General features: G+C 63.4%; 17 protein-coding genes. 4 read left to right on the top strand and 13 right to left on the bottom strand.

Annotated features, from left to right (window positions below; genetic code table 11):
* The first annotated feature begins 22 nt into the window (after positions 1-22).
* Positions 23-1408, top strand: a complete 1386-nt coding sequence (gene flbD, locus XI08_RS17920) for a sigma-54-dependent transcriptional regulator FlbD (RefSeq protein WP_271575401.1) — start codon at positions 23-25, stop codon at positions 1406-1408.
* Positions 1409-1661: 253 nt separating this feature from the next.
* Here the strand turns inward: flbD and XI08_RS17915 are convergent, their stop codons facing one another.
* The gene (locus tag XI08_RS17915; protein WP_027544967.1) at positions 1662-1994 is read right to left on the bottom strand and encodes a GYD domain-containing protein; all 333 of its coding nucleotides are present in this window, start codon (positions 1992-1994) and stop codon (positions 1662-1664) included.
* 383 nt (positions 1995-2377) lie between these two features.
* Between XI08_RS17915 and XI08_RS17910 the strand changes: the two genes are divergently transcribed.
* Entirely contained in the window at positions 2378-3628 is a 1251-nt protein-coding gene (locus XI08_RS17910) for a vanadium-dependent haloperoxidase (RefSeq protein ID WP_271575400.1), read from the top strand.
* A 312-nt stretch (positions 3629-3940) separates the two neighbouring features.
* Positions 3941-5089, top strand: a complete 1149-nt coding sequence (locus XI08_RS17905) for a M20 family metallopeptidase (protein ID WP_271575399.1) — start codon at positions 3941-3943, stop codon at positions 5087-5089.
* Between the two features lie 95 nt (positions 5090-5184).
* Here the strand turns inward: XI08_RS17905 and XI08_RS17900 are convergent, their stop codons facing one another.
* The 10 genes from XI08_RS17900 to opgC form a co-directional block, all read right to left on the bottom strand.
* Positions 5185-5340, bottom strand: a complete 156-nt coding sequence (locus XI08_RS17900) for a hypothetical protein (protein WP_027544964.1) — start codon at positions 5338-5340, stop codon at positions 5185-5187.
* Between the two features lie 97 nt (positions 5341-5437).
* Complete coding sequence (locus XI08_RS17895; RefSeq protein ID WP_271575398.1) at positions 5438-6019, bottom strand: flavin reductase family protein; 582 nt, start codon at positions 6017-6019, stop codon at positions 5438-5440.
* 31 nt (positions 6020-6050) lie between these two features.
* The gene (locus XI08_RS17890; RefSeq protein ID WP_271575397.1) at positions 6051-6887 is read right to left on the bottom strand and encodes an ATP-binding cassette domain-containing protein; all 837 of its coding nucleotides are present in this window, start codon (positions 6885-6887) and stop codon (positions 6051-6053) included.
* A gap of 20 nt (positions 6888-6907) precedes the next feature.
* The gene (gene ssuC, locus XI08_RS17885; protein WP_271575396.1) at positions 6908-7714 is read right to left on the bottom strand and encodes an aliphatic sulfonate ABC transporter permease SsuC; all 807 of its coding nucleotides are present in this window, start codon (positions 7712-7714) and stop codon (positions 6908-6910) included.
* The gene (ssuD, locus tag XI08_RS17880; protein WP_442869835.1) at positions 7711-8874 is read right to left on the bottom strand and encodes an FMNH2-dependent alkanesulfonate monooxygenase; all 1164 of its coding nucleotides are present in this window, start codon (positions 8872-8874) and stop codon (positions 7711-7713) included. The genes ssuC and ssuD overlap by 4 nt, the downstream gene beginning before the upstream one ends.
* Positions 8875-8890: 16 nt before the next feature.
* Positions 8891-9013: a hypothetical protein gene (locus tag XI08_RS17875; RefSeq protein ID WP_256374870.1), complete on the bottom strand. Its 123-nt coding sequence runs from the start codon at positions 9011-9013 to the stop codon at positions 8891-8893.
* Between the two features lie 2 nt (positions 9014-9015).
* Positions 9016-9966 (bottom strand): sulfonate ABC transporter substrate-binding protein, encoded by a 951-nt coding sequence (locus XI08_RS17870; protein WP_271575394.1) that lies wholly within the window; start codon positions 9964-9966, stop codon positions 9016-9018.
* A gap of 547 nt (positions 9967-10513) precedes the next feature.
* Positions 10514-11677: a cytochrome P450 gene (locus XI08_RS17865; RefSeq protein WP_271575393.1), complete on the bottom strand. Its 1164-nt coding sequence runs from the start codon at positions 11675-11677 to the stop codon at positions 10514-10516.
* A gap of 125 nt (positions 11678-11802) precedes the next feature.
* A complete protein-coding gene (locus XI08_RS17860; RefSeq protein WP_271575392.1) occupies positions 11803-12018 on the bottom strand; it encodes a hypothetical protein in 216 nt (71 codons plus the stop codon).
* Positions 12019-12121: 103 nt separating this feature from the next.
* A complete protein-coding gene (gene opgC / locus XI08_RS17855; protein WP_271575391.1) occupies positions 12122-13495 on the bottom strand; it encodes an OpgC domain-containing protein in 1374 nt (457 codons plus the stop codon).
* Between the two features lie 476 nt (positions 13496-13971).
* On the opposite strand from opgC, the gene XI08_RS17850 reads away from it, so the two are divergent.
* Entirely contained in the window at positions 13972-14634 is a 663-nt protein-coding gene (locus XI08_RS17850) for a response regulator transcription factor (RefSeq protein WP_271575390.1), read from the top strand.
* Here XI08_RS17850 and XI08_RS17845 read toward each other — a convergent pair.
* Both XI08_RS17845 and XI08_RS17840 read right to left on the bottom strand, forming a co-directional pair.
* Positions 14629-16884 (bottom strand): MASE1 domain-containing protein, encoded by a 2256-nt coding sequence (locus tag XI08_RS17845; RefSeq protein WP_271575389.1) that lies wholly within the window; start codon positions 16882-16884, stop codon positions 14629-14631. The genes XI08_RS17850 and XI08_RS17845 overlap by 6 nt on opposite strands.
* Positions 16885-17187: 303 nt before the next feature.
* The gene (locus tag XI08_RS17840; RefSeq protein ID WP_271575388.1) at positions 17188-17970 is read right to left on the bottom strand and encodes a helix-turn-helix transcriptional regulator; all 783 of its coding nucleotides are present in this window, start codon (positions 17968-17970) and stop codon (positions 17188-17190) included.
* Between the last annotated feature and the right edge of the window lie 530 nt (positions 17971-18500).

Genomic DNA, 18500 nt, shown 5'->3' with positions numbered 1-18500 from the left:
ACCAGACGGACAGGAGACTGACATGCGGCTTCTCATCGTTGGCACATTGAAGGGCCAGCTCACCACCGCCACCAAGATCGCGATGGAGAACGGCGCCACCGTGACCCATGCCGAGGATCACGAGCAGACGATGCGCGTGCTGCGCGGCGGCAAGGGCGCCGACCTCCTGCTGGTCGACGTCGCCCTCGACATCCGCGACCTCGTGATGCGGCTCGAGGCCGAGCACATCCACGCCCCGATCGTCGCCTGCGGCATCACCAACGACGCCCGCGCCGCGGTCGCCGCGATCCACGCCGGCGCCAAGGAATACATCCCGCTGCCGCCGGATCCGGAGCTGATCGCCGCGGTGCTGGCCGCCGTCGCCAACGATTCCCGCGAGCTGGTCTATCGCGACGAGGCAATGGCGAAGGTGATCAAGCTCGCGCAGCAGATCGCAGGTTCGGACGCCTCGGTGATGATCACCGGCGAATCCGGCACAGGCAAGGAAGTGCTGGCCCGCTACGTCCACACGCGCTCGGCCCGCGCCAAGCGGCCGTTCATCTCGATCAACTGCGCCGCGATCCCCGAGCATCTCCTGGAGTCGGAGCTGTTCGGCCACGAGAAGGGCGCGTTCACCGGCGCGATCGCCCGGCGCATCGGCAAGTTCGAGGAAGCGACCGGCGGCACGCTGCTGCTGGACGAAATCTCGGAGATGGACGTCCGCCTGCAATCGAAGCTGCTGCGCGCCATCCAGGAGCGCGTGATCGACCGCGTCGGCGGCACCAAGCCGGTGCCGGTGGACATCCGCATCATCGCGACCTCGAACCGCAATCTGGCCGAGGCCGTGCGCGAAGGCACGTTCCGCGAGGACCTGCTGTTCCGCCTCAACGTCGTCAATTTGAAGATCCCGCCGCTGCGCGAGCGTCCGCTCGACATCCTCGAGCTCGCCCAGCACTTCGTGAAGAAGTACGCCGAAGCCAACGGCGTGCCGGTGCGCCCGATCTCGGCGGAAGCGCGCCGCGTGCTCTCCCGCAATCGCTGGCAGGGCAACGTCCGCGAGCTCGAAAACACCATGCACCGCTCCGTGCTGATGGCGCAGGGCGACGAGATCGGACCCGACGCGATCCTCACCCCGGACGGCGACCGCCTCGACCTCGCCAAGACGGTGCCGGCCGTGGCGCATGCCACGATGGCCGCCGAGCAGGTGACGCGCGCGCTCGTCGGCCGCACGGTGGCGGACGTCGAACGCGACCTGATCCTGGAGACGCTGAAGCACTGCCTCGGCAACCGCACCCACGCCGCCAACATCCTGGGGATCTCGATCCGCACGCTACGCAACAAGCTCAACGAATACGCCGACGGCGGCATCCCGATTACGCCAGCCGGGACGCCGGGTGAGTATCCGCGGATGCCGATGGTGGGGGCGTAAGGACCACACGCGGTGAAGGACACGAATGCCCGGGCTTGGCCCGGGCATTTTTTTGAGTGGAACGCAAACAGCCACCACACAATAGCTGTCGTCCCGGCGAAGGCCGGGACCCATAACCCCAGGAAGGAGTTTGGCGAAGACCCGTCGCTCGGTACTTCTGCCGCTCACAATCGATAGATCACGCGGTATGGGTCCCGGCCTTCGCCGGGACGACTGCGGGGAGATACTCCGACCTGGTCGCGCCCGCGCCGGCCTACTTGCCCGGCGGAACGTAGGTGCTCACGAGTTTGGAAGCCTTCTCCGCGATGCTCTTGAACTCGCTCATCTTCCAAGCGCGTACGGTTTCGATCTTGGAGACGGCGCCAGCCGCAGCGGCCACCATTCCAATCGCAATGGCATCGGAGCCGTCAGGAAACTCCGTGACGAGCACTGCATCGTGTTGACCAGTGGTCATGAAAGCTCCCTGCAGCTTCCCACCGGCCTTCTCGACCAGCGCGCCGATGGCCGATGTGCGATCGGTCGGCTTGTCGACCATTCCCTTGATACCGGCATTTGAGTATGAGACGTACGAGATGAACAACGGCATGTTTCTCTCCGTTGAGGTTACACCGGTGACAATGTCGTCCTAGAAAAGACGCTCTGAAACGAGAGCAAGGCACAGCCTGCCGACGGCATGCGAACTGCCTTGAAAATCGAGCCACGGACTTCGGCACGTCCAACTGGCAGCTTGCGCCGACTATAGCCGACTCCACAATGCAGCGCGAACGGTAAGCCAAGCCTACCCATCCGGAAACGCCACTATTCTAGCGGCCAGGAAAGATCTGCTTCTCGGTTAGGCCTCAACCGGCGAGTGAAGCAGTTCACAATCGAACTGCATCAAGATCGCTAGAGTCCGCGAGCAGCACGACGCGATGCCGGCCGGAGCCGCAACGGCCGCGCGAAACGTCCTTCACATCGAAAGGGCACGTCATGAAATGCTCGTCGTGGATCATCTCCCGCCTATCGCTGATCGTAGCGCTGATCGCAGCCGCGGTGCCGCTTGCACGCGCTGACGTGATCATGGATTGGAACGCCAAGGCCGATGCGATCGCTGCCGAAAAGCAAATTCCCCCGGCGCCGCAAAGCCGGGCCTTGTCAATGATGCACGTCGCAGTGTTCGAAGCCGTCAACGCGATCGACCGCCGCTACGCGCCCTACAAGATCTCGTTGTCCGCGGACCGCGCGACCTCGCGGGAAGCCGCAGCGGCAGTTGCGGCTCACGACGTGCTGCTGTCGATCTATCCGGACCTCAAGCCGGATCTGGATGCGACACTGACGAACGCGCTGGCACCGATTACCGAGGGCGAGTCCAAGATCGCCGGCATCGCGCTCGGGAAAGAGGCTGCGGCGCAGATCATGGAGCTTCGTGCGAAGGATGGCAGCAACGCCGTGGAAACGTACCGGCCCCTGACCACACCGGGTGCCTATGTTCCAACCGTCGTCCCGCTTTTCTCGACCACGGGTGCGACAACGCCGTGGGTCATGGCGTCCGGATCACAGTTCCGCCCCGGACCGCCGCCGGCGCTCGATTCAGAGGTTTGGACCAGAGACGTCAACGAGATCCGCGAGGTCGGTAGACGAGGCAGCTCGACCCGCACGCCCGAGCAAACGACGATCGGACGATTCTGGTTCTTGGTCGGTGCCCGCACCTACAATCCCATCGTGAGGCAGGCTGCAACGGCCAAGGGCATGGATCTCGTCGACTGCGCCCGACTGTTCGCGCTGACGTCAATTGCCGGCAACGACGCCCTCGTTGCGGTGTTCGATGCAAAATACCATTACAATCTCTGGCGACCGATCACCGCCATACGCAACGCCGACCTGACGTCGAATCCGGCAACGCCTCGTGATGCATCCTGGCTGCCGCTGGGGGAAACGCCGATGCATCCGGAATATCCCTGCGCCCACTGCATCACGTCGGCAGCGATTGCGACCGTGCTCCAGAGCGTCGTTGGGGATTTTGGCGAGTTCTCTCTGACCAGCCCCACGGCACCGGGGGTCACACGCAAATGGTCGCGGCTGCAGGACTATAGCGACGAAGTCTCCAATGCGCGCATCTGGGCCGGCCTTCACTACCGGTTCTCGACCGAAGTCGGCAAGGACATGGGCCGGAAGATCGGTGCGCTGACCGTCGCGACCCAGCTCCGCGGTGTGGAGGCGATGGCGGAGCCGAAGCGTTAAGGCTGGTGCCCACACCCGCAGTGTCGTCCTGGCGAAGGAGAGCCGTTGTGCGTCCACACCCCCGGTGTCGTCCCGGCGTAGGCCGGGACCCATAATCACAGGGAGCAGTTTGGCGAAGACTCGCTGCTCGGTACTCCGACCATCCACAATCGATAGACCTCGCGGTATGGGTCCCGGCCTTCGCCGGGACGACGATGGGGAGGCAGTGCGCGCCAAACCCGCGAACCTTGGCATGGCCGTACCGCGTTCGCCGACTAGGTCGGACGCGCGGGACCCCCTATAACCCCGCGTGAGAACCACACGAGGGTAAACATGTCTGAAGCTCAAATCACGGACTGGCTGGCGTCGCAGAAGCAGGCGATGATCGATCTCTTGCGCGACGTCGTGAACATCGATTCCGGGTCCTACGACAAGCAGGGCGTCGATGCGGTCGGTGCGCGGTTCGAGCGGCACTTTGCCGAGCACGGCATCCCGTTCCGGCGCGAGAACAATTCCACCTTCGGCGATGCGATCCATGCCGAGGTGGCAAAGCCCGGCAGCAACGAGAAACCGGTGCTGTTGATGGGGCATCGCGACACCGTGTTCGGCAAGGGCGAGGCCGGGCGGCGTCCCTTCACGATCCGCGACGGGCGCGCCTATGGACCCGGCGTTGCCGACATGAAGTCCGGCGTCGTGATGAACATGTTCGTGGCGACCGCCTTCCACAAATTCGGCGGCTCACCGCATCCGATCAAGGTGCTGATCACCTCGGACGAGGAGATCGGCTCGCCCTCGTCGCGTCCCGTGATCGAGCGCGAGGGGCGCGCCGCGCGCGCGGTGTTCAACTCCGAGCCGGGCCGCCCCACGGGCAACGTCGTCACGGGGCGCAAGGGCGGCATCTTCATGCATCTGGCCATCACCGGCAAAGCCGCGCATTCCGGCGCCAATTTCGCCGCCGGCGTCAGCGCGATCGGCGAGCTCGCGCACAAGATCGTTCAGATCCACGCGTTGACCAATCTCGACAAGGGCATCACGCTCAATGTCGGCCTCGTCTCCGGCGGCCAGTCCGTCAATACGACGGCACCCTATGCCGAAGGCCAGATCGATCTGCGCTATGTCGATCCCGCAGACCGGGCCACGGTGATGGCCGCGATCGAGACAATCGTCGCAACCTCCTACGTGCCGGGCACGAGCGCAACGCTGACGATCAAGGGCGAGTTCGTGCCGGTGGTGCAGAGCGAGGCCTCGAAGACGCTGTTCGAAGGTTATCAAGCGGCCGCAAGGCAGGTCGGTCTCACCACGCTCCAGGGCGAATTCTCCGGCGGCTGCGCCGATTCCGGTTTCACCGCCGCGGTCGGCACGCCCACCATCTGCGGCCTCGGCCCGGTCGGCGGGCTCGCGCACACGCCGGAGGAATATCTCGAGATCGACAGCATCGTGCCGCGCGCCCAGGCGCTGGCGCTGGCGATTCTGAGAGGGTGATCCCCGTCATTCCGGGGCGATGCGAAGCATCGAACCCGGAATCTCGAGATTCCGGGTTCGCGCTTACGCGCGCCCCGGAATGACGGTCGCAAGTCTCACGAATAACTCGGCGCGTCCGGCTTGCGGAAAATGTGGATGGGGTCGCCGGGAATGATCGGCTGGCCGCTGAACATCGCATAGGCGTAGAGCGCGAGATAGGCGATCGCCAGCGCGCCGATGGCGTAGAAGGCCCAGGTCGCGACGCGCTTCATCGTTCCGCTCCATTGCCGTCCCGGCGGGACGGCTCAGGGCGCTTCTAGAGCGATGAGTGGGAAAAGGCCAGCCTTCCGCGCCCTCTGCCCGCGGCGGTCAAATGCCGCGCCGGCTGCGCGAGGGAAGGCTGACCTCGGCGAGCCTTGCGGCGTCTTCGTCCTGGTCGACCGCCACGTACTGGCCGTGCCAATAGGCGAGCGCCGCAGTCCGCGTCGAACTCTTGACGTCCCTGACACGGCCGATGACGATGCCGTGCGAATGCCGCTCGACGATCTCCTCGACCTCGCAATCGAAGGCCGACAATGCGCCGACCAGCAGCGGGACTCCCGAGACCGCCGTCACCCACCGGGCGCCGGTGAAACGGTCTGCGCCCTTGAACCCGCCCTTGCCGGCAAAGCGCTCGGCGACGTCGAGCTGGTCGGCGTTGAGGATGTTCACGCCGAAGGCGCCGTGACGCCGGATCAGCGGGAAGGACGAGGCATCGCGATTGATGCTGACCAGCAGCGTCGGCGGCTCGACCGACAGCGAGGTGACCGAGGTCACCGTCATGCCGGTGATGTCCTTGCCCCGCCCGGCGGTGATGACGCTGACGCCGCCGGTGAGGTGGCGCATGGCGCCGCGGAAATCGGCGGGCGAGACGGGGATTTCAGTCATGAGATCGCGAGGCACTACATTCATGGCGTGGTCCCCGAAGCGGGGTTCCCTCTATTTAGGTACGATCGTCCGCCGACAAAAGGTGGCTCAGGATCGAGCCTTCGAGGCCTGCCAGCTCGGCCGAGCCGCGCTCCCGCGGCCGGGCTGCGTTAACCACGACGTCATGGGCAATCCGGCCCTCCTCGATCACCAGCACCCGGTCCGCCAGCGCGACCGCCTCGGAGACGTCGTGGGTCACCAGGATCGCGGTAAAGCCCTGGTCGCGCCAGACCCGCTCCAGCAGCCGCTGCATCGAGATGCGGGTCAGCGCGTCCAACGCGCCGAGCGGCTCGTCGAAGGCCAGCACGCGCGGACGGGAAACCAGCGCGCGGCCGAGCGCGACGCGCTGCTTCTGGCCGCCCGACAGCACCGAGGGCCACTGGTCGCGCTTGTCGGCGAGGCCAACCTCGGTCAGCGCCTTCTCGGCGCGCGCATGCGCATCGGCAGACGAACGATCGCGGCCGAGACCGACCTCGACATTGGCGAGAACGCGCGCCCAGGGCAGCAGCCGCGGCTCCTGGAACATCACGCGGATGTCCTCGGGCTGGACGTCACTGCCAAAGCTGATGCTGCCGGCATCGATCTTGTCCAGGCCGGCGATCAGGCGCAGCAGCGTGCTCTTGCCGCAGCCGCTCTTTCCGACGATGGCGACGAACTGGCCGGCGGGGATGTGCAGGTCGATGCCACGCAGCACCTCGTTGTCGCCGAACGATTTGCGTAGGCCACGGATGCTGAGCGGCAGGCCGCTGGTCTGCACCACCCGCTCCTCGCGCACCACGCGGGCGTGAGGTGCGAAACTGGCGCGGCTGGCGATCTCGGTTTCGGGAAGGGAGGTCCGAAGGGCTGTCTGCATATGATTCCTAGTATTTCTGCTCAACGTTTCTGGAAGGCGGGGTGCCAGGAGAGCGTCGCCCGCTCCAGCACGCGGGAGGCGCTGTCGGCAAGCTTGCCGAGCAGGGCGTAGATCAGGATCGAGAGCACGACGACGTCGATCAGCATGAACTCGCGCGCCTGCATCGCCATGTAGCCCAGCCCTGAGGACGCCGCGATCGTCTCCGCGACGATCAGGGTCAGCCACATGATGCCGAGCGCAAAGCGGATGCCGACGAAGATCGAGGGCAGCGCGCCCGGGAAGATCACGCGGCGGAACAATTCGCCGTCGCTCATGCCGTAGATGCGGCCCATCTCGATCAGCTGGGGATCGACGGTGCGGATGCCGTGCAGCGTGTTGAGGTAGATCGGGAAGAACACGCCGAGTGCCACCAGGAACAGCTTTGCGCTCTCGTCGATGCCGAACCACAGGATGACCAGCGGGATCAGCGCCAGATGCGGCACGTTGCGGACCATCTGGAGCGTGGTGTCGGTGAGCTTTGCCGAGAGCTGCGACAGGCCGTTGGCAAGCCCGAAGGCAAAGCCGATGCTGCCGCCGATCAAAAAGCCGATCGAGGCGCGCCAGAACGAGACCCAGATGTTGCGCACGAGCTCGCCGGAGAGCAGCAGCTTCCAGCCGGCGAGCGCGACGTCGCTCGGCGCCGGCAGCACGCGCGTCGGCACGAAGCCGGTGACGCAGGCGAGCTGCCAGATCGCGATGATGGCGAGCGGCACGATCCACTGGACCAGCCCGTCCGCGCGCGGCAGGCGGACCCTGCGTGGCAGGGAAATACTGTCGATGAGGCTCATGATTGCGATGCCAGTTTATGCGGACGGTAGTCGTTGCCGACGGTTTCGCCGAACGGACCGCTGTTGTGATGCAGCCGCGTCACGTTGCTGCCGTGGTCGAGCGAGAGCAGCGGGAACACCAGCTCGGCAAAGCGATAGGCTTCCTCCAGATGCGGATAGCCGGACATGATGAAGGTATCGATGCCGATATCCTGATACTCCTTGATGCGCGCCGCGACGGTCTGGGCATCGCCGACCAGCGCCGTGCCGGCGCCGCCGCGCACGAGGCCGACGCCGGCCCAGAGATTGGGCGCGATCTCGAGCTTGTCGCGCCTGCCGCCATGCAGCTGCGCCATGCGCTGCTGGCCGACCGAGTCCATGCGCGCAAAGTTCTTCTGTGCCGTGGCGATGGTGTCGTCGCTGACATGCTTGATCAGCTCGCCCGCCGCCTGCCAGGCCGCCTCATTGGTCTCGCGGACGATGACGTGAAGGCGGATGCCGAAGGACAGCTTGCGCCCGCGCGCGGCGGCAACGTCCCTCACCTTCGCGATCTTCTCAGCCACCTGCGCCGGCGGCTCGCCCCAGGTGAGGTATTTGTCGACGGTGTCGACGGCGACATCGATGCCGGCATCCGACGAGCCGCCGAAATAGAGCGGCGGACGCGGCGACTGCACCGGGTGGAACAGCAGCTTGCCATCCTCGATATGGATGTGCTTGCCCTCGACATTGACGGTCCTGCCGGCAAGCAGGTCGCTATAGACGTTGAGGAACTCGCGGGTGACCTCGTAGCGCTCGTCATGGCCAAGGAAAATGCCGTCGCCCTTGTTCTCGACGGGATCGCCGCCGGTGACGACGTTGACCAGGAGCCGGCCATTGGTGATGCGGTCGAGCGTCGCCGTCATGCGCGCCGCCACGCTCGGCGATTGCAGGCCGGGCCGGACCGCCACGAGATAGCGCAGGCGCTCGGTGAACGGCGCCACGCTCGAGGCGACGATCCAGGAATCCTCGCAAGACCGCCCGGTCGGCAGCAGCACACCGAAATAACCGAGCTGGTCGGCCGCCTGCGCGATCTGGCGCAGATAGTTGAAGTTGACCTCGCGGCCGCCGATGCCGGTGCCGAGATAACGGCCGTCGCCATGGGTCGGCAGGAACCAGAGGATGTTGCTTTTGGATTGGCTCATGGATGGGCTCCGATGACTAGCCATAGGTCGTGCCGACGGCGGCCGCGACGATGCCGACCGACATGACGATGGCTGCGATCACGCGTTGAACGATGCGTCTCATGTTCAGACCTTTTGAAACGGGGAGATTGGTCGGCACGTTCAGGCTGCCGGATTGCGCCAGACGATGTCGCGGATCACGATCGGCTTCGGGATCAGGCCGAGCTTGTAGAAGCGGTCGGCGACGCCTTGCTGGGTCGTGACGATGTCGTCGGTGACGGGACCGATCACGAAGTTCGAGCGGTTGGCGGCGACGGTCTGGATGTCCAGCGGGACGCCGGTGATCGCGGCCAGCGACTTGGCGACTTCGTCGCGGTGCTGTTCGGCCCATTTGCCGGTCGCGGTCGTCACATCGACGATCTGTTGCAGGATGGCGCCGTGATTCCTGGCGAAATCGCGATTGGCGATGTAGAAGGAATTGGTCTTGGTGACCTCCCGCGCGTTGATCAGGATGCGGCCGTTCTGCTTGGTCTCGCCGATCGCAAAGTACGGATCCCAGATCGCCCAGGCCTCGATACTGCCGTTGGCGAACGCAGGACCCGCGTCCGGGGGCGTCAGGTAGACCGGGGTGATGTCGGCATAGGTGAGGCCCGCCTTCTCCAGCGTCTGCACCACGACATTGTGGGCGCTGGACCCTTTGGTGAATCCGATACGCTTGCCTTTCAGGTCGGCGATGGAGCGGATCGGCGAATCCTTCGGCACCAATATGCCCTGGCCATTGGTGATGGGCTGGCCGGCGGCATAGACGATCGCCGCGCCCGCGGCCTGCGCGAACACCGGCGGCGAATCGCCGACCGCGCCGTAGTCGACGCTGCCAACATTCATCGCCTCCATCATCGGGGGCCCCGAGGAGAACTCGACCCATTTCACTTCGATGCCCTGCGGCGTGAAATGTTTTTCCAGGGTGGCCTGCTGGCGCGTGATGACCAGCACGCCGGTCTTCTGGTAGCCGATACGAATTTCCTTCACCGCGCCTTGCGCGACGGCGCGCGGGGCGAACGCAGCTGCCGCTGCCGTCCCAACGGAAAGTCTCAGAAAGTCACGACGCTGCATTCCACACTCCCGGCCGCCTGCGGCCGTCATTCATTCGCGTTCGGGAATGATGGTGCGGAGCGGGAGGAGTGTCGAGACGCCGGGAAAAATAGCGATGCAAGCACTGCGCGCGAGGCGAAGTGCATGATTAATCTTTCAAGCGGCCGCGATGATGCAGGGAGAATTTTTCCGCACGCGAATGTGAGCGCCGCACGGATTTGGTGCGACGATGCAGGGCCGGAACATAAAGCGTCGAAAACAACCCCATGCACAGTAGCCGACCATAGCCCGATCAATGACTTGCGCGGCAGGCCGAGTCGTTTGACCCGTCGGGCAAGAGAGGAGCATGATGGCATGATCGGCGAATGGGAGCTGTCGTGGCGAGGCTCCCTCCACCGCCCCAACTGTCATTCCCCGCGAAGGCGGGGAATCCAGTATTCCAGAGACGTCAATGCTTCACACGACTGCCGCGGCGTACTGGATCGCCCGCCTTCGCGGGCGATGACACCTCAGCTGTAGCAAGCGCGTGCCTCAACCCCGTTGGTGCGAAGCACAGACACTTTGCGCGCTATTGCCACCTCACCGGCAAATTCTGCAAGCCCCGGAACGCCCAGCCGCCGATCCGCACCGGCTCGTCATCGGCAATCTCGATCCGGCCGGCACGCGCGAACACGGTCGGCAGCGCGACGTCGGCGATCATGGCGCGCGAGGCCCAGGCGCCGGCGCAGAAATGCGGGCCGGCGCCGAACGCCACACTTTTGCTGGTGTCGCGCCGCACGTCGAACTGGTCGGCACGCTCGAAATGCTTCTCGTCGCGGTTGGCGGAGCCGAACATCAGGAACACGCGCTCGTCGGTTTCGAACAACACGTCACGGATCGTCCATGGCTTGGCGATGCGGCGCGGCGACATGCCGATCGGCGAGATCCAGCGGGCATATTCCTCGAAGGCCTGGAGCCAGGAGACTTCGCCGCGCCGGACGAGATCGAGCTGCTCGGGATGGGTCAGCAGCGCCCACACCGTGCCGGCGATCGCCTTGCGCGGCTCGTTCTGGCCGCCTGAGATCGCGAGTTTTACATTTGCCCGCACGCTCTCCATTGGCATGCACGAGGCGAGCAGGACGCCGAGAATGCTCTGGTCCGGATTCTTCCTCATCACCGGCAGGATGTCGTCGATCGCGGCATCGATGCCCGACGTCGCCGCATGGCAGCGCGCCTCGACCGCGGGATCGCCGGCATAGTTGGCGATGCCCTCGATCATGCCCTGCGACCAGGCGTCCATCTCGGCAAAGCCGATATTGGTAAGGCCGGTGATCGACTTCAGGCATTCGCCCGAGAACGGCAGCGCAAAATCGCGCATGAAGTCGATCCGCCCGGGCTCGATGGCGTCGAGGATGCGGTCGGCATGCGCCTGGAACTGCGCGGTCCAATGCGCCTTCACCGTCTTCGGCGACACCGTCGGAAACATCGCGCGTCGCTCGATCTGGTGCGCCTCGCCGTCCTTGCGCATCATGTTATGGCCCATCAGTCGGTTCATCAGGCCGGCGGGCTGGTGCGAGGAGAACACGTCGATCTGCTTCTCGGAGATCGAGATGTCGTCGCGGCTCGTCAGCAGCGTCGAGCCGAGCTGCGGCACGAAAGCGATCGGCGCCTCCTTGCGCATGGTCGCGAGCATCGGATAGGGGTCGGCCCAGAACGTGACAGGGTCGATGTCGATGCGCGGCGCGGTGCTCAAGCTTCGCTCTCCTGCTGTGTCCCGCCAAGCTAGCGCGTTCAGGAGCTGCCGTCTGTCCCTAGCGACAGGGACAGGGGGTGCGCGCACGATAGCGGGTCCGCAAGAGGGTGTCCTCTGATTTTCGCTCACATTCGCAGCATGGCGTGCGGCTTTTGGTGGGTCAGCTTGCGCATGCCAGCGGAAACGGTCTCGTGTGCACCCACCGGAATGCAGCTCGTGAATACGAGCGCAAACCGGCTGCACTGCCAGTCCGCACCGAGCGCGGCGCTGGTGGGTGATGTCAGGTTGACCGACAGAAATGCCGCTACGCAGGCAAACATCACGTACGCCGCGATCAGCATCGCTCTCTTGTGGGTCCTTGGCTGAGACATCATGGCCTTGGCTCCTGTACGATGACCGCAAGATTAAGGGGCAGGCTCCACAATCCCTGTCAGTCCTTGCGATCTAGTCCACGTCCTGACCCACACTTTTCGCTGGTGGCCCGAAGGCGTGCGCGATTGCTGGCACTGGATCCGCGCCGCAGCCGGGCTCGCGCACCGGGGCAAACAGCATCTTTAGTAGATCTACCTCGTCGGCACAGGCGAGCAACGCGGGCGGAATATCAACGCCGAGCGCCCTGGCTGCCATGGGATTGATGACCAGCTCAGACCTGGTTGGCTGCTCGACGGCCTTCGCGTGCGGCTGCTGCCTGGATTTGATCGCGATCAAATTCAGCAGCGCCGCCGCCACGACCATCACCAGGACGCCACCAACACTGAGCGCGATCTGCATCGTCAGCCCCTCCGAGATGTCGAGCAGCGCCAGGTGGCTGACCAGCGTCAGCAGAACGCCAAGGCAGTAGATCGGCAGCGAATTCTGGCCACAGAGAATGGCGCCACGCATCACCGGCGTCGTCAGCCCTCGCCAATCGCGAGGCACGAGCCATGCGGCCAAAACTGCAAGGGCCAGAAAATGCAGCAGTCGCAATGGAGCGAGGTTCGATTTGTCCATCGGGTAAAACAGCGTCAGGAGTGCCTGCGGGACCAACGCTTCCGGCGGTTTGACGCTAGAGCTCAATGCGATGATGAGGCTGAACAGCAGATAGAGAACCGCAGCAACAAGCACGGTGCGCGAGGTCAGCCACGGTCGAAATCGCTTGCCCTCGATGATCCACCACGCGCCAAGCACAAGCGGCAGCTGCCAGGCCAGCGGATTGAAGAACCAGTGGCCGCTCGGCCATGCCGGGATGGTCCAGCCGAAGACGTGCACCAGTGCGTAAAGCAGCAGCGACGCGCCCAGCGTTGCGTTCGGCGCTCGCAGCAGCAGCCACAGCAGCGGCGCGAACAAGAGGTGATAAAGCACGAAGAGCGGCAGGATGTCGGTATTCACCGGGCGGTATTGCAGGATCGCCGCGTGCGCGAGCGTCACGCCCGGCTGATCCAACAGAATGCGCGTGTTGCTCTTGTCGGCAAGAGGGCCGCCGCCTGCGAGGTGAACCACGACGGCGCAGCCGAGGGTGAGCAGTAGAAAAGCGACATAGATATCCCAGCTTCGCCACAGCGTCCGGCCGATCGCGCCGCTCCAGCCCCCGCTCTGCCGTGCCTTGCCGTAGGACAGCGCACAGGTCAAACCCGAAAGAAACATGAATACTTCCGCGGCATCGCTGAAGCCGTAGTTGCGCAGCGTCAGCCAGCTCCCGATGTTGTTGGGGACATGGTCAAGAAAGATCCACCAGAGCGCGATGCCACGGCAGGCATCGATGCGCAGATCGCGGCCGTAGCCGTTCAGCTCCGGCAGCGCGCCTGCGAATGGCTTCGGGGTGGCAGTTCGATCAAGCATCTGGTTCCCCGTCCGGCGTCCGAGCACGTTTCAAGAGGGACCGAAACCGACGAAAACATCAGCCGCGCCGAACCCGAATTACGGCGACGCCTGGTAGAACCTCCTGGCGCAGGAGGCTGTCGGTTGACGATTATCGTTCAACGGCACAGCGCGTAAATCAGCCGGAGGTCCTCACGGAGGGGTTCCTAGGTCCTAGGATCAAGGTACCTACGGATATCTGCAGTCTGAATCCCGCGCCTCCTGTGGTCCGCACGCGCTTTTTTGGCGTCCCGTGAGCTGATTACAATTACAGCATACAACGGCATTCAACTTCTATCTTGAGTGCCTAACCGTGAGCCGCTGGTTGGACCAGCGATGAAGAATGGACGGTTTCGGGGCCAGTCTTCCCGCCAGCCTCTTCCTCGCCAAGGACCCAAAGGCGGGTGTATGATTTCTCAAATCGGATCTCCGCGCCACAGGATGACGGAGAGCTTTTCATGAAAGTCCTTATTGTTGACGATCATGCATTGATACGCGAGGCGTTATGCGCCGTGCTGAGACAGCTGAAGCGAGAAGCCGTCATATTTGAAGCTTCGAGCAGCCGTCAGGCAGTGGACATAGTCGAGGAACATCCCGACATCAGCCTCATCTTGCTTGATATCAATTTGCCCGACAGAGATGGCTTCTCCGTCCTCCGCGAACTGCGAGACAGCTATCCGACCATTGCTATCATCATTCTTTCGTCCTCGAATGATCAAGACACGGTCAAGCGCGCTTTCAAACTCGGCGCGCTGGGTTTCATCCCTAAAACGACCGAACGCGAGGTCATGCTCAACGCCATTGAGTTGGTGTTCTCCGGCGGTATTTACATTCCCTCTGAAATTCTGGAGGAAACACCGTCTCCGCGGCTTACGAATGAACCAGCGACGCCCGACTTTCTCAGGGGTCTCGGATTGACCGATCGGCAGATCGAAGTGCTTGCGCTCCTGATGAAGGGAAAAAGCAACAAGATCATTGCCAAGACGCTCAACATGGCAGTGCCGACAGTGAAAAACCACATCACGGTCGTTCTCAAGGCGCTCAGCGTGACGAGCCGCACCGAGGCAGTCATAAAAGTAGGAAAAATGGGCTGGGAATCGCCGTCGAAATCCGAGTCATGAAGCCGCCCGGGTATCCCTCCCATCGTCATGATCCATCAAGAGCTCGTGCACGACAGCGCGGAGCCGCATCGGGTCGACAGGCTTGTGGAGCAAAATGTATCCTCTATCCTTGACCTCGCGTGCTGGTTCAGGTGCCGTATCGCCGCTGATGAGAATAGCGGGAATGGATGAACCAAACGCCGCATTGAGTTTTTCAATGGCTCGGATCCCGGTCTTTCCATTCGCAAGGTGATAATCCGAGATGATGAGATCGGGGCGCTGTTGGCGCTCCGCAAGTCGGATCAGTGCCGCCTCGTCGGATGCGGTGGTAAGGGCGGTGTATCCCCATCTGCCCAGCAATCCGCCCGTTCCCTCCTGGACAATTGGAGCATCAGCAATAACAAGAACGACCTTGCCTTCGACTGCAAAGGCCGCGGGGTGGGGAGAGTCGACGGGCTCGGCGGATGTGTCGCGTTCATCGGCCATCGGAACCAGGATCGCGAATCGCGAACCTCGGCCCACGGTCGAAGCCAAGTCGATTGGATGGTTGAGAAGCAGGCGAAGCCTGTCGACAATAGCCAAGCCGAGCCCCATGCTGCCGTACCGGCTCCGGTCTCGGGCGGCCAGTTGAATGAACTCGCCAAAGATATTCTGCTTCTGATCCTCGGGAATGCCGGGACCACTATCCCATACTTCGATGCGCAACATTTGACCGCGGCGGCGACAGCCGACAATGATCCCACCCCGCAACGTATAGCGCACAGCGTTGGATACCAAATTGAGCAGTATGCGTTCGAGCAGCATGGCGTCGCTCCGCACCCAGGCGTCGCTTCGCCTGACGCGTAGACGCAAGCCCGTTTCTCGCGTTGCCTGATCAAACGTCGTCTCAATTTTTTGCAACAGGCGCGCGATCGGGAATTCGGTAATTGTGGGGATGAGGATTCCAGCATCCAGCTTGGACATATCCAGCAACGAATTGAGCATTTCATCCATTTCCTTGCGCGTCGCATCGACCAGCTCGATCGTCCTTGTCCGTTCCCCCGATCTGAGCGGCATGCGCAGCTGGGCAATGAACAAGCCCAGTGCATGCAACGGCTGCCGCAAATCGTGGCTTGCCATGGCAAGGAAGCGCGATTTTGCTGCATTGGCGAGCTCGAGCTCCTGCGTACGCTCCGCGACCTTCCGTTCGAGTTCGACCTGCGCGCGGCGCAGACGTTTCTCCCCCCTCTTGCGGACCTCGACGTCGGCGCTCAGTAACAAGCTCGGAACCGTAATGCTGATCAGGAACATCAACACCAGCAGGAATGAAACGTTGAGGTCCGCCGTCGTGAAGGGGCCGCCGCCCGTGAGCGTCCCCCAGACCGTGATGCCGGCAAGCACCAGCGCAACCGTTGCGGTGTCACGTGGGCCGCGGCGCAGCGCCGCCCACAACATTGGCAGGATCGCGAGAAAACCCAGTGGATCTCTGCCCGGCGTTTGCGCGATCAGGGGACTGAAAGCAATGAGTCCAACGGCCGCCGCTGTTGCGAGGACGCCGACCGTCTCCATGAAATCATCGCGGTTGAAAGCATGGTCGTGGCTTGATGCCCAAAGCACGATAACGGGGGCAATGACCAGCGCGCCGGTCACATCTCCCAGCCACCATGTGACCCAGGCATCCGCGAAATTGGTCCGATCGATGTACCCGGCGGTCGCCAGGCTGGTCAGTCCAATGCTGGCGCTGATCGGCGTCGCGATCACGATGCAGATCAGAGCAAACTTCGCGACGGAATTTGGCCTCGAAAACGTATGACGTCCGCGCGACCATCGATTGACCAGATAAGCGCCAACAACGGCCTCAAGAGTGTTGCCGGTCGCAATCGCAATTGCGGTGGCAACGGAGCCGGCGGTGGTCGCATTGGCGATCACCGCTGCAATGAAGATCGCGGGCCAGGTCCGATATCCCCACAACAGCACCGCCGCCAGCGCGAGACCCGTCGGTGGCCAAATTGGCGTTGCACTGGGATGAACAGAGGCGAGAGCGAGGCCGCCTTTTGCCAGGACGAAATAGATCACTCCAATCGCGACCAGGCCGCCGGCATACCTGGCGCCTCGGCGGAAATTTATCTGCGGCGTTAGCGATCGTGGATCGGACATCGTCGACGCCTGAACCAGGCAGTTGGATTGTCCATCATGACTGATCTTTTGATCTCCCTGATAAAGATCGAAGATCGCTACTTTCCCGTTTACCAAGCGGTTGATCGAGACCCCTACGACCGATCGGCGCGACAATGCAAAACTCGGCGAGATGCGCTCAGATCGGATTGATCATCGCAGTCTGCCGACGGACGAAGAGATGGCGCGTGCTTGGTTCACGAGGGCAAACTCTCTGCCGATGCCGATCGGCATCGGCATCGGCTTATCGCGCATTGGGTTCGTTGAGGAAACTACCCATTTCGAGTTAGTGGAGCGCGCAACTGCCAGCAAGCCCTCCCCTCGAAGTCTGAAATGGGTCAAAAAGGCGACGATCCCGGCGGGCTGGCCGCGTGTCCGCTTTGCTCTTGGAAGCCGAGATCGCGGACCTAAGAGTACCCCTTAGTTCAGGCCGCTCGGGCCGGCGAGCAGGCGCAGCACGATCGCAAACAGCTCGCTCTGCGAGGAGATGCCGAGCCGTCCATAGGCGCGCTTGCGGTAGGTCAGCGTTGAATGCACGCTGATGCCGAGCGCTTGCGAGATCGCTTCGGAGCTGAAGCCTTCGAGGATGCGACGGCAAACCTCCCGCTCGCGCGGCGTGAGGCTAGCGAGCGGCGTGCGCGTCGCGAACAGCGCGGCGAGCGACTGATCGGGCGTTGCACTGCGCTGAAAGTGGCGTGCGACGCTCGCCCCGATCGCAGGTGCGATCGCCCGGAGACGCTCGCGCTGGGCGTCGCTGAAGCGGCCCTGCGCGGCGATACGATAGAAATTGACGTAGAAGCAGGTGTCATCGACCCAGATTGCGGTCGCGCATTTGTCGACGATGCCGGAATCCTGGAAGAAGATCTTGCGGTAGCGCGCGCCATACATGCGCGGTGCGAAGGCCGGCAGCATGATCGACGCGCCGCCCTCGCCCTCGAACATCGCATCGCGATTGGGATCGGATTCATGGAACTGTCCGGCATAGGCCGCACCGAGGTCCGCGCCGATCGGGATGTTGCCGGCGTCGAGCAGGCAGTGCGCGGCGCCCGCGCGGCTCAGCGAAAACACCATGCAATGGCCGACGGCCGCCTGCCGGCGCAGCGTCTCGATGAGCACTTCCGGAAAATCCGGCCGGCCGATGGCGAGCACCGCGGGCGTGACATCGCCAGCCGCTACATTCGAGGCCATCCCGTGGGCCCGCATCGTTATCCTCCGCCAAACGTCTTTTGGCGGAGAGTATCAGCAAGGGCGGCGTGCCGGAAGCTGGCCGTTACCAGGCCGCCTCCGGGTCCCGGCCCGGCGTCGCAGCGCTACGCCCCTTCGGCGGAGCGCCGCGGCGTCACTCATTCGGGAAGTCCCAACGCACATCCCGATCCAGCTGCTTGTACGTGACCGCACCGCTCGGCAGGTCCATCAGCGAAAGGGATCTTGAAGCCTGATCACCGATCATTGTTGGGGACCCATTCCTCCGCGGCTGTGTCCCAATGATGGGTGTCGTCGAAGTGTTTCCAGGGTGGCCGCCTCGGCTTGCTTTCGCCCTTCTGCCGATTTGCATTCAGTGCACGGAGTTGGACGGCGAGCATCCCAACCTTCATCCCCCATTCGCGAGCGTTGTATCGGGAGTTCCATTTGATTGCTGCGAGCATTGGATGCCTCCTTCAAAGCAAGAAGCTTCCGCGACATTAGCCCGGGCCGAGAACACGGGATGTAAGCTACTTCACAGTCGGCCAACA

Origin of the sequence: Bradyrhizobium sp. CCBAU 11361, assembly GCF_028128935.1 — a bacterium.
Taxonomy (GTDB): Bacteria; Pseudomonadota; Alphaproteobacteria; order Rhizobiales; family Xanthobacteraceae; genus Bradyrhizobium; species Bradyrhizobium niftali.
Note: the sequence above shows the minus strand (reverse complement) of the source record. Positions and strands in the feature narration are given on the sequence as shown.

What these genes read in the sequence shown, in the direction of transcription:
- flbD (WP_271575401.1), top strand. Translation starts at nt 23, where the DNA reads ATGCGGCTTCTCATCGTTGGCACATTGAAGGGCCAGCTCACCACCGCC.
- XI08_RS17915 (WP_027544967.1), bottom strand. Translation starts at nt 1,994, where the DNA reads ATGCCGTTGTTCATCTCGTACGTCTCATACTCAAATGCCGGTATCAAG.
- XI08_RS17910 (WP_271575400.1), top strand. Translation starts at nt 2,378, where the DNA reads ATGAAATGCTCGTCGTGGATCATCTCCCGCCTATCGCTGATCGTAGCG.
- XI08_RS17905 (WP_271575399.1), top strand. Translation starts at nt 3,941, where the DNA reads ATGTCTGAAGCTCAAATCACGGACTGGCTGGCGTCGCAGAAGCAGGCG.
- XI08_RS17900 (WP_027544964.1), bottom strand. Translation starts at nt 5,340, where the DNA reads ATGAAGCGCGTCGCGACCTGGGCCTTCTACGCCATCGGCGCGCTGGCG.
- XI08_RS17895 (WP_271575398.1), bottom strand. Translation starts at nt 6,019, where the DNA reads ATGAATGTAGTGCCTCGCGATCTCATGACTGAAATCCCCGTCTCGCCC.
- XI08_RS17890 (WP_271575397.1), bottom strand. Translation starts at nt 6,887, where the DNA reads ATGCAGACAGCCCTTCGGACCTCCCTTCCCGAAACCGAGATCGCCAGC.
- ssuC (WP_271575396.1), bottom strand. Translation starts at nt 7,714, where the DNA reads ATGAGCCTCATCGACAGTATTTCCCTGCCACGCAGGGTCCGCCTGCCG.
- ssuD (WP_442869835.1), bottom strand. Translation starts at nt 8,874, where the DNA reads ATGAGCCAATCCAAAAGCAACATCCTCTGGTTCCTGCCGACCCATGGC.
- XI08_RS17870 (WP_271575394.1), bottom strand. Translation starts at nt 9,966, where the DNA reads ATGCAGCGTCGTGACTTTCTGAGACTTTCCGTTGGGACGGCAGCGGCA.
- XI08_RS17860 (WP_271575392.1), bottom strand. Translation starts at nt 12,018, where the DNA reads ATGCTGATCGCGGCGTACGTGATGTTTGCCTGCGTAGCGGCATTTCTG.
- opgC (WP_271575391.1), bottom strand. Translation starts at nt 13,495, where the DNA reads ATGCTTGATCGAACTGCCACCCCGAAGCCATTCGCAGGCGCGCTGCCG.
- XI08_RS17850 (WP_271575390.1), top strand. Translation starts at nt 13,972, where the DNA reads ATGAAAGTCCTTATTGTTGACGATCATGCATTGATACGCGAGGCGTTA.
- XI08_RS17840 (WP_271575388.1), bottom strand. Translation starts at nt 17,970, where the DNA reads ATGCGGGCCCACGGGATGGCCTCGAATGTAGCGGCTGGCGATGTCACG.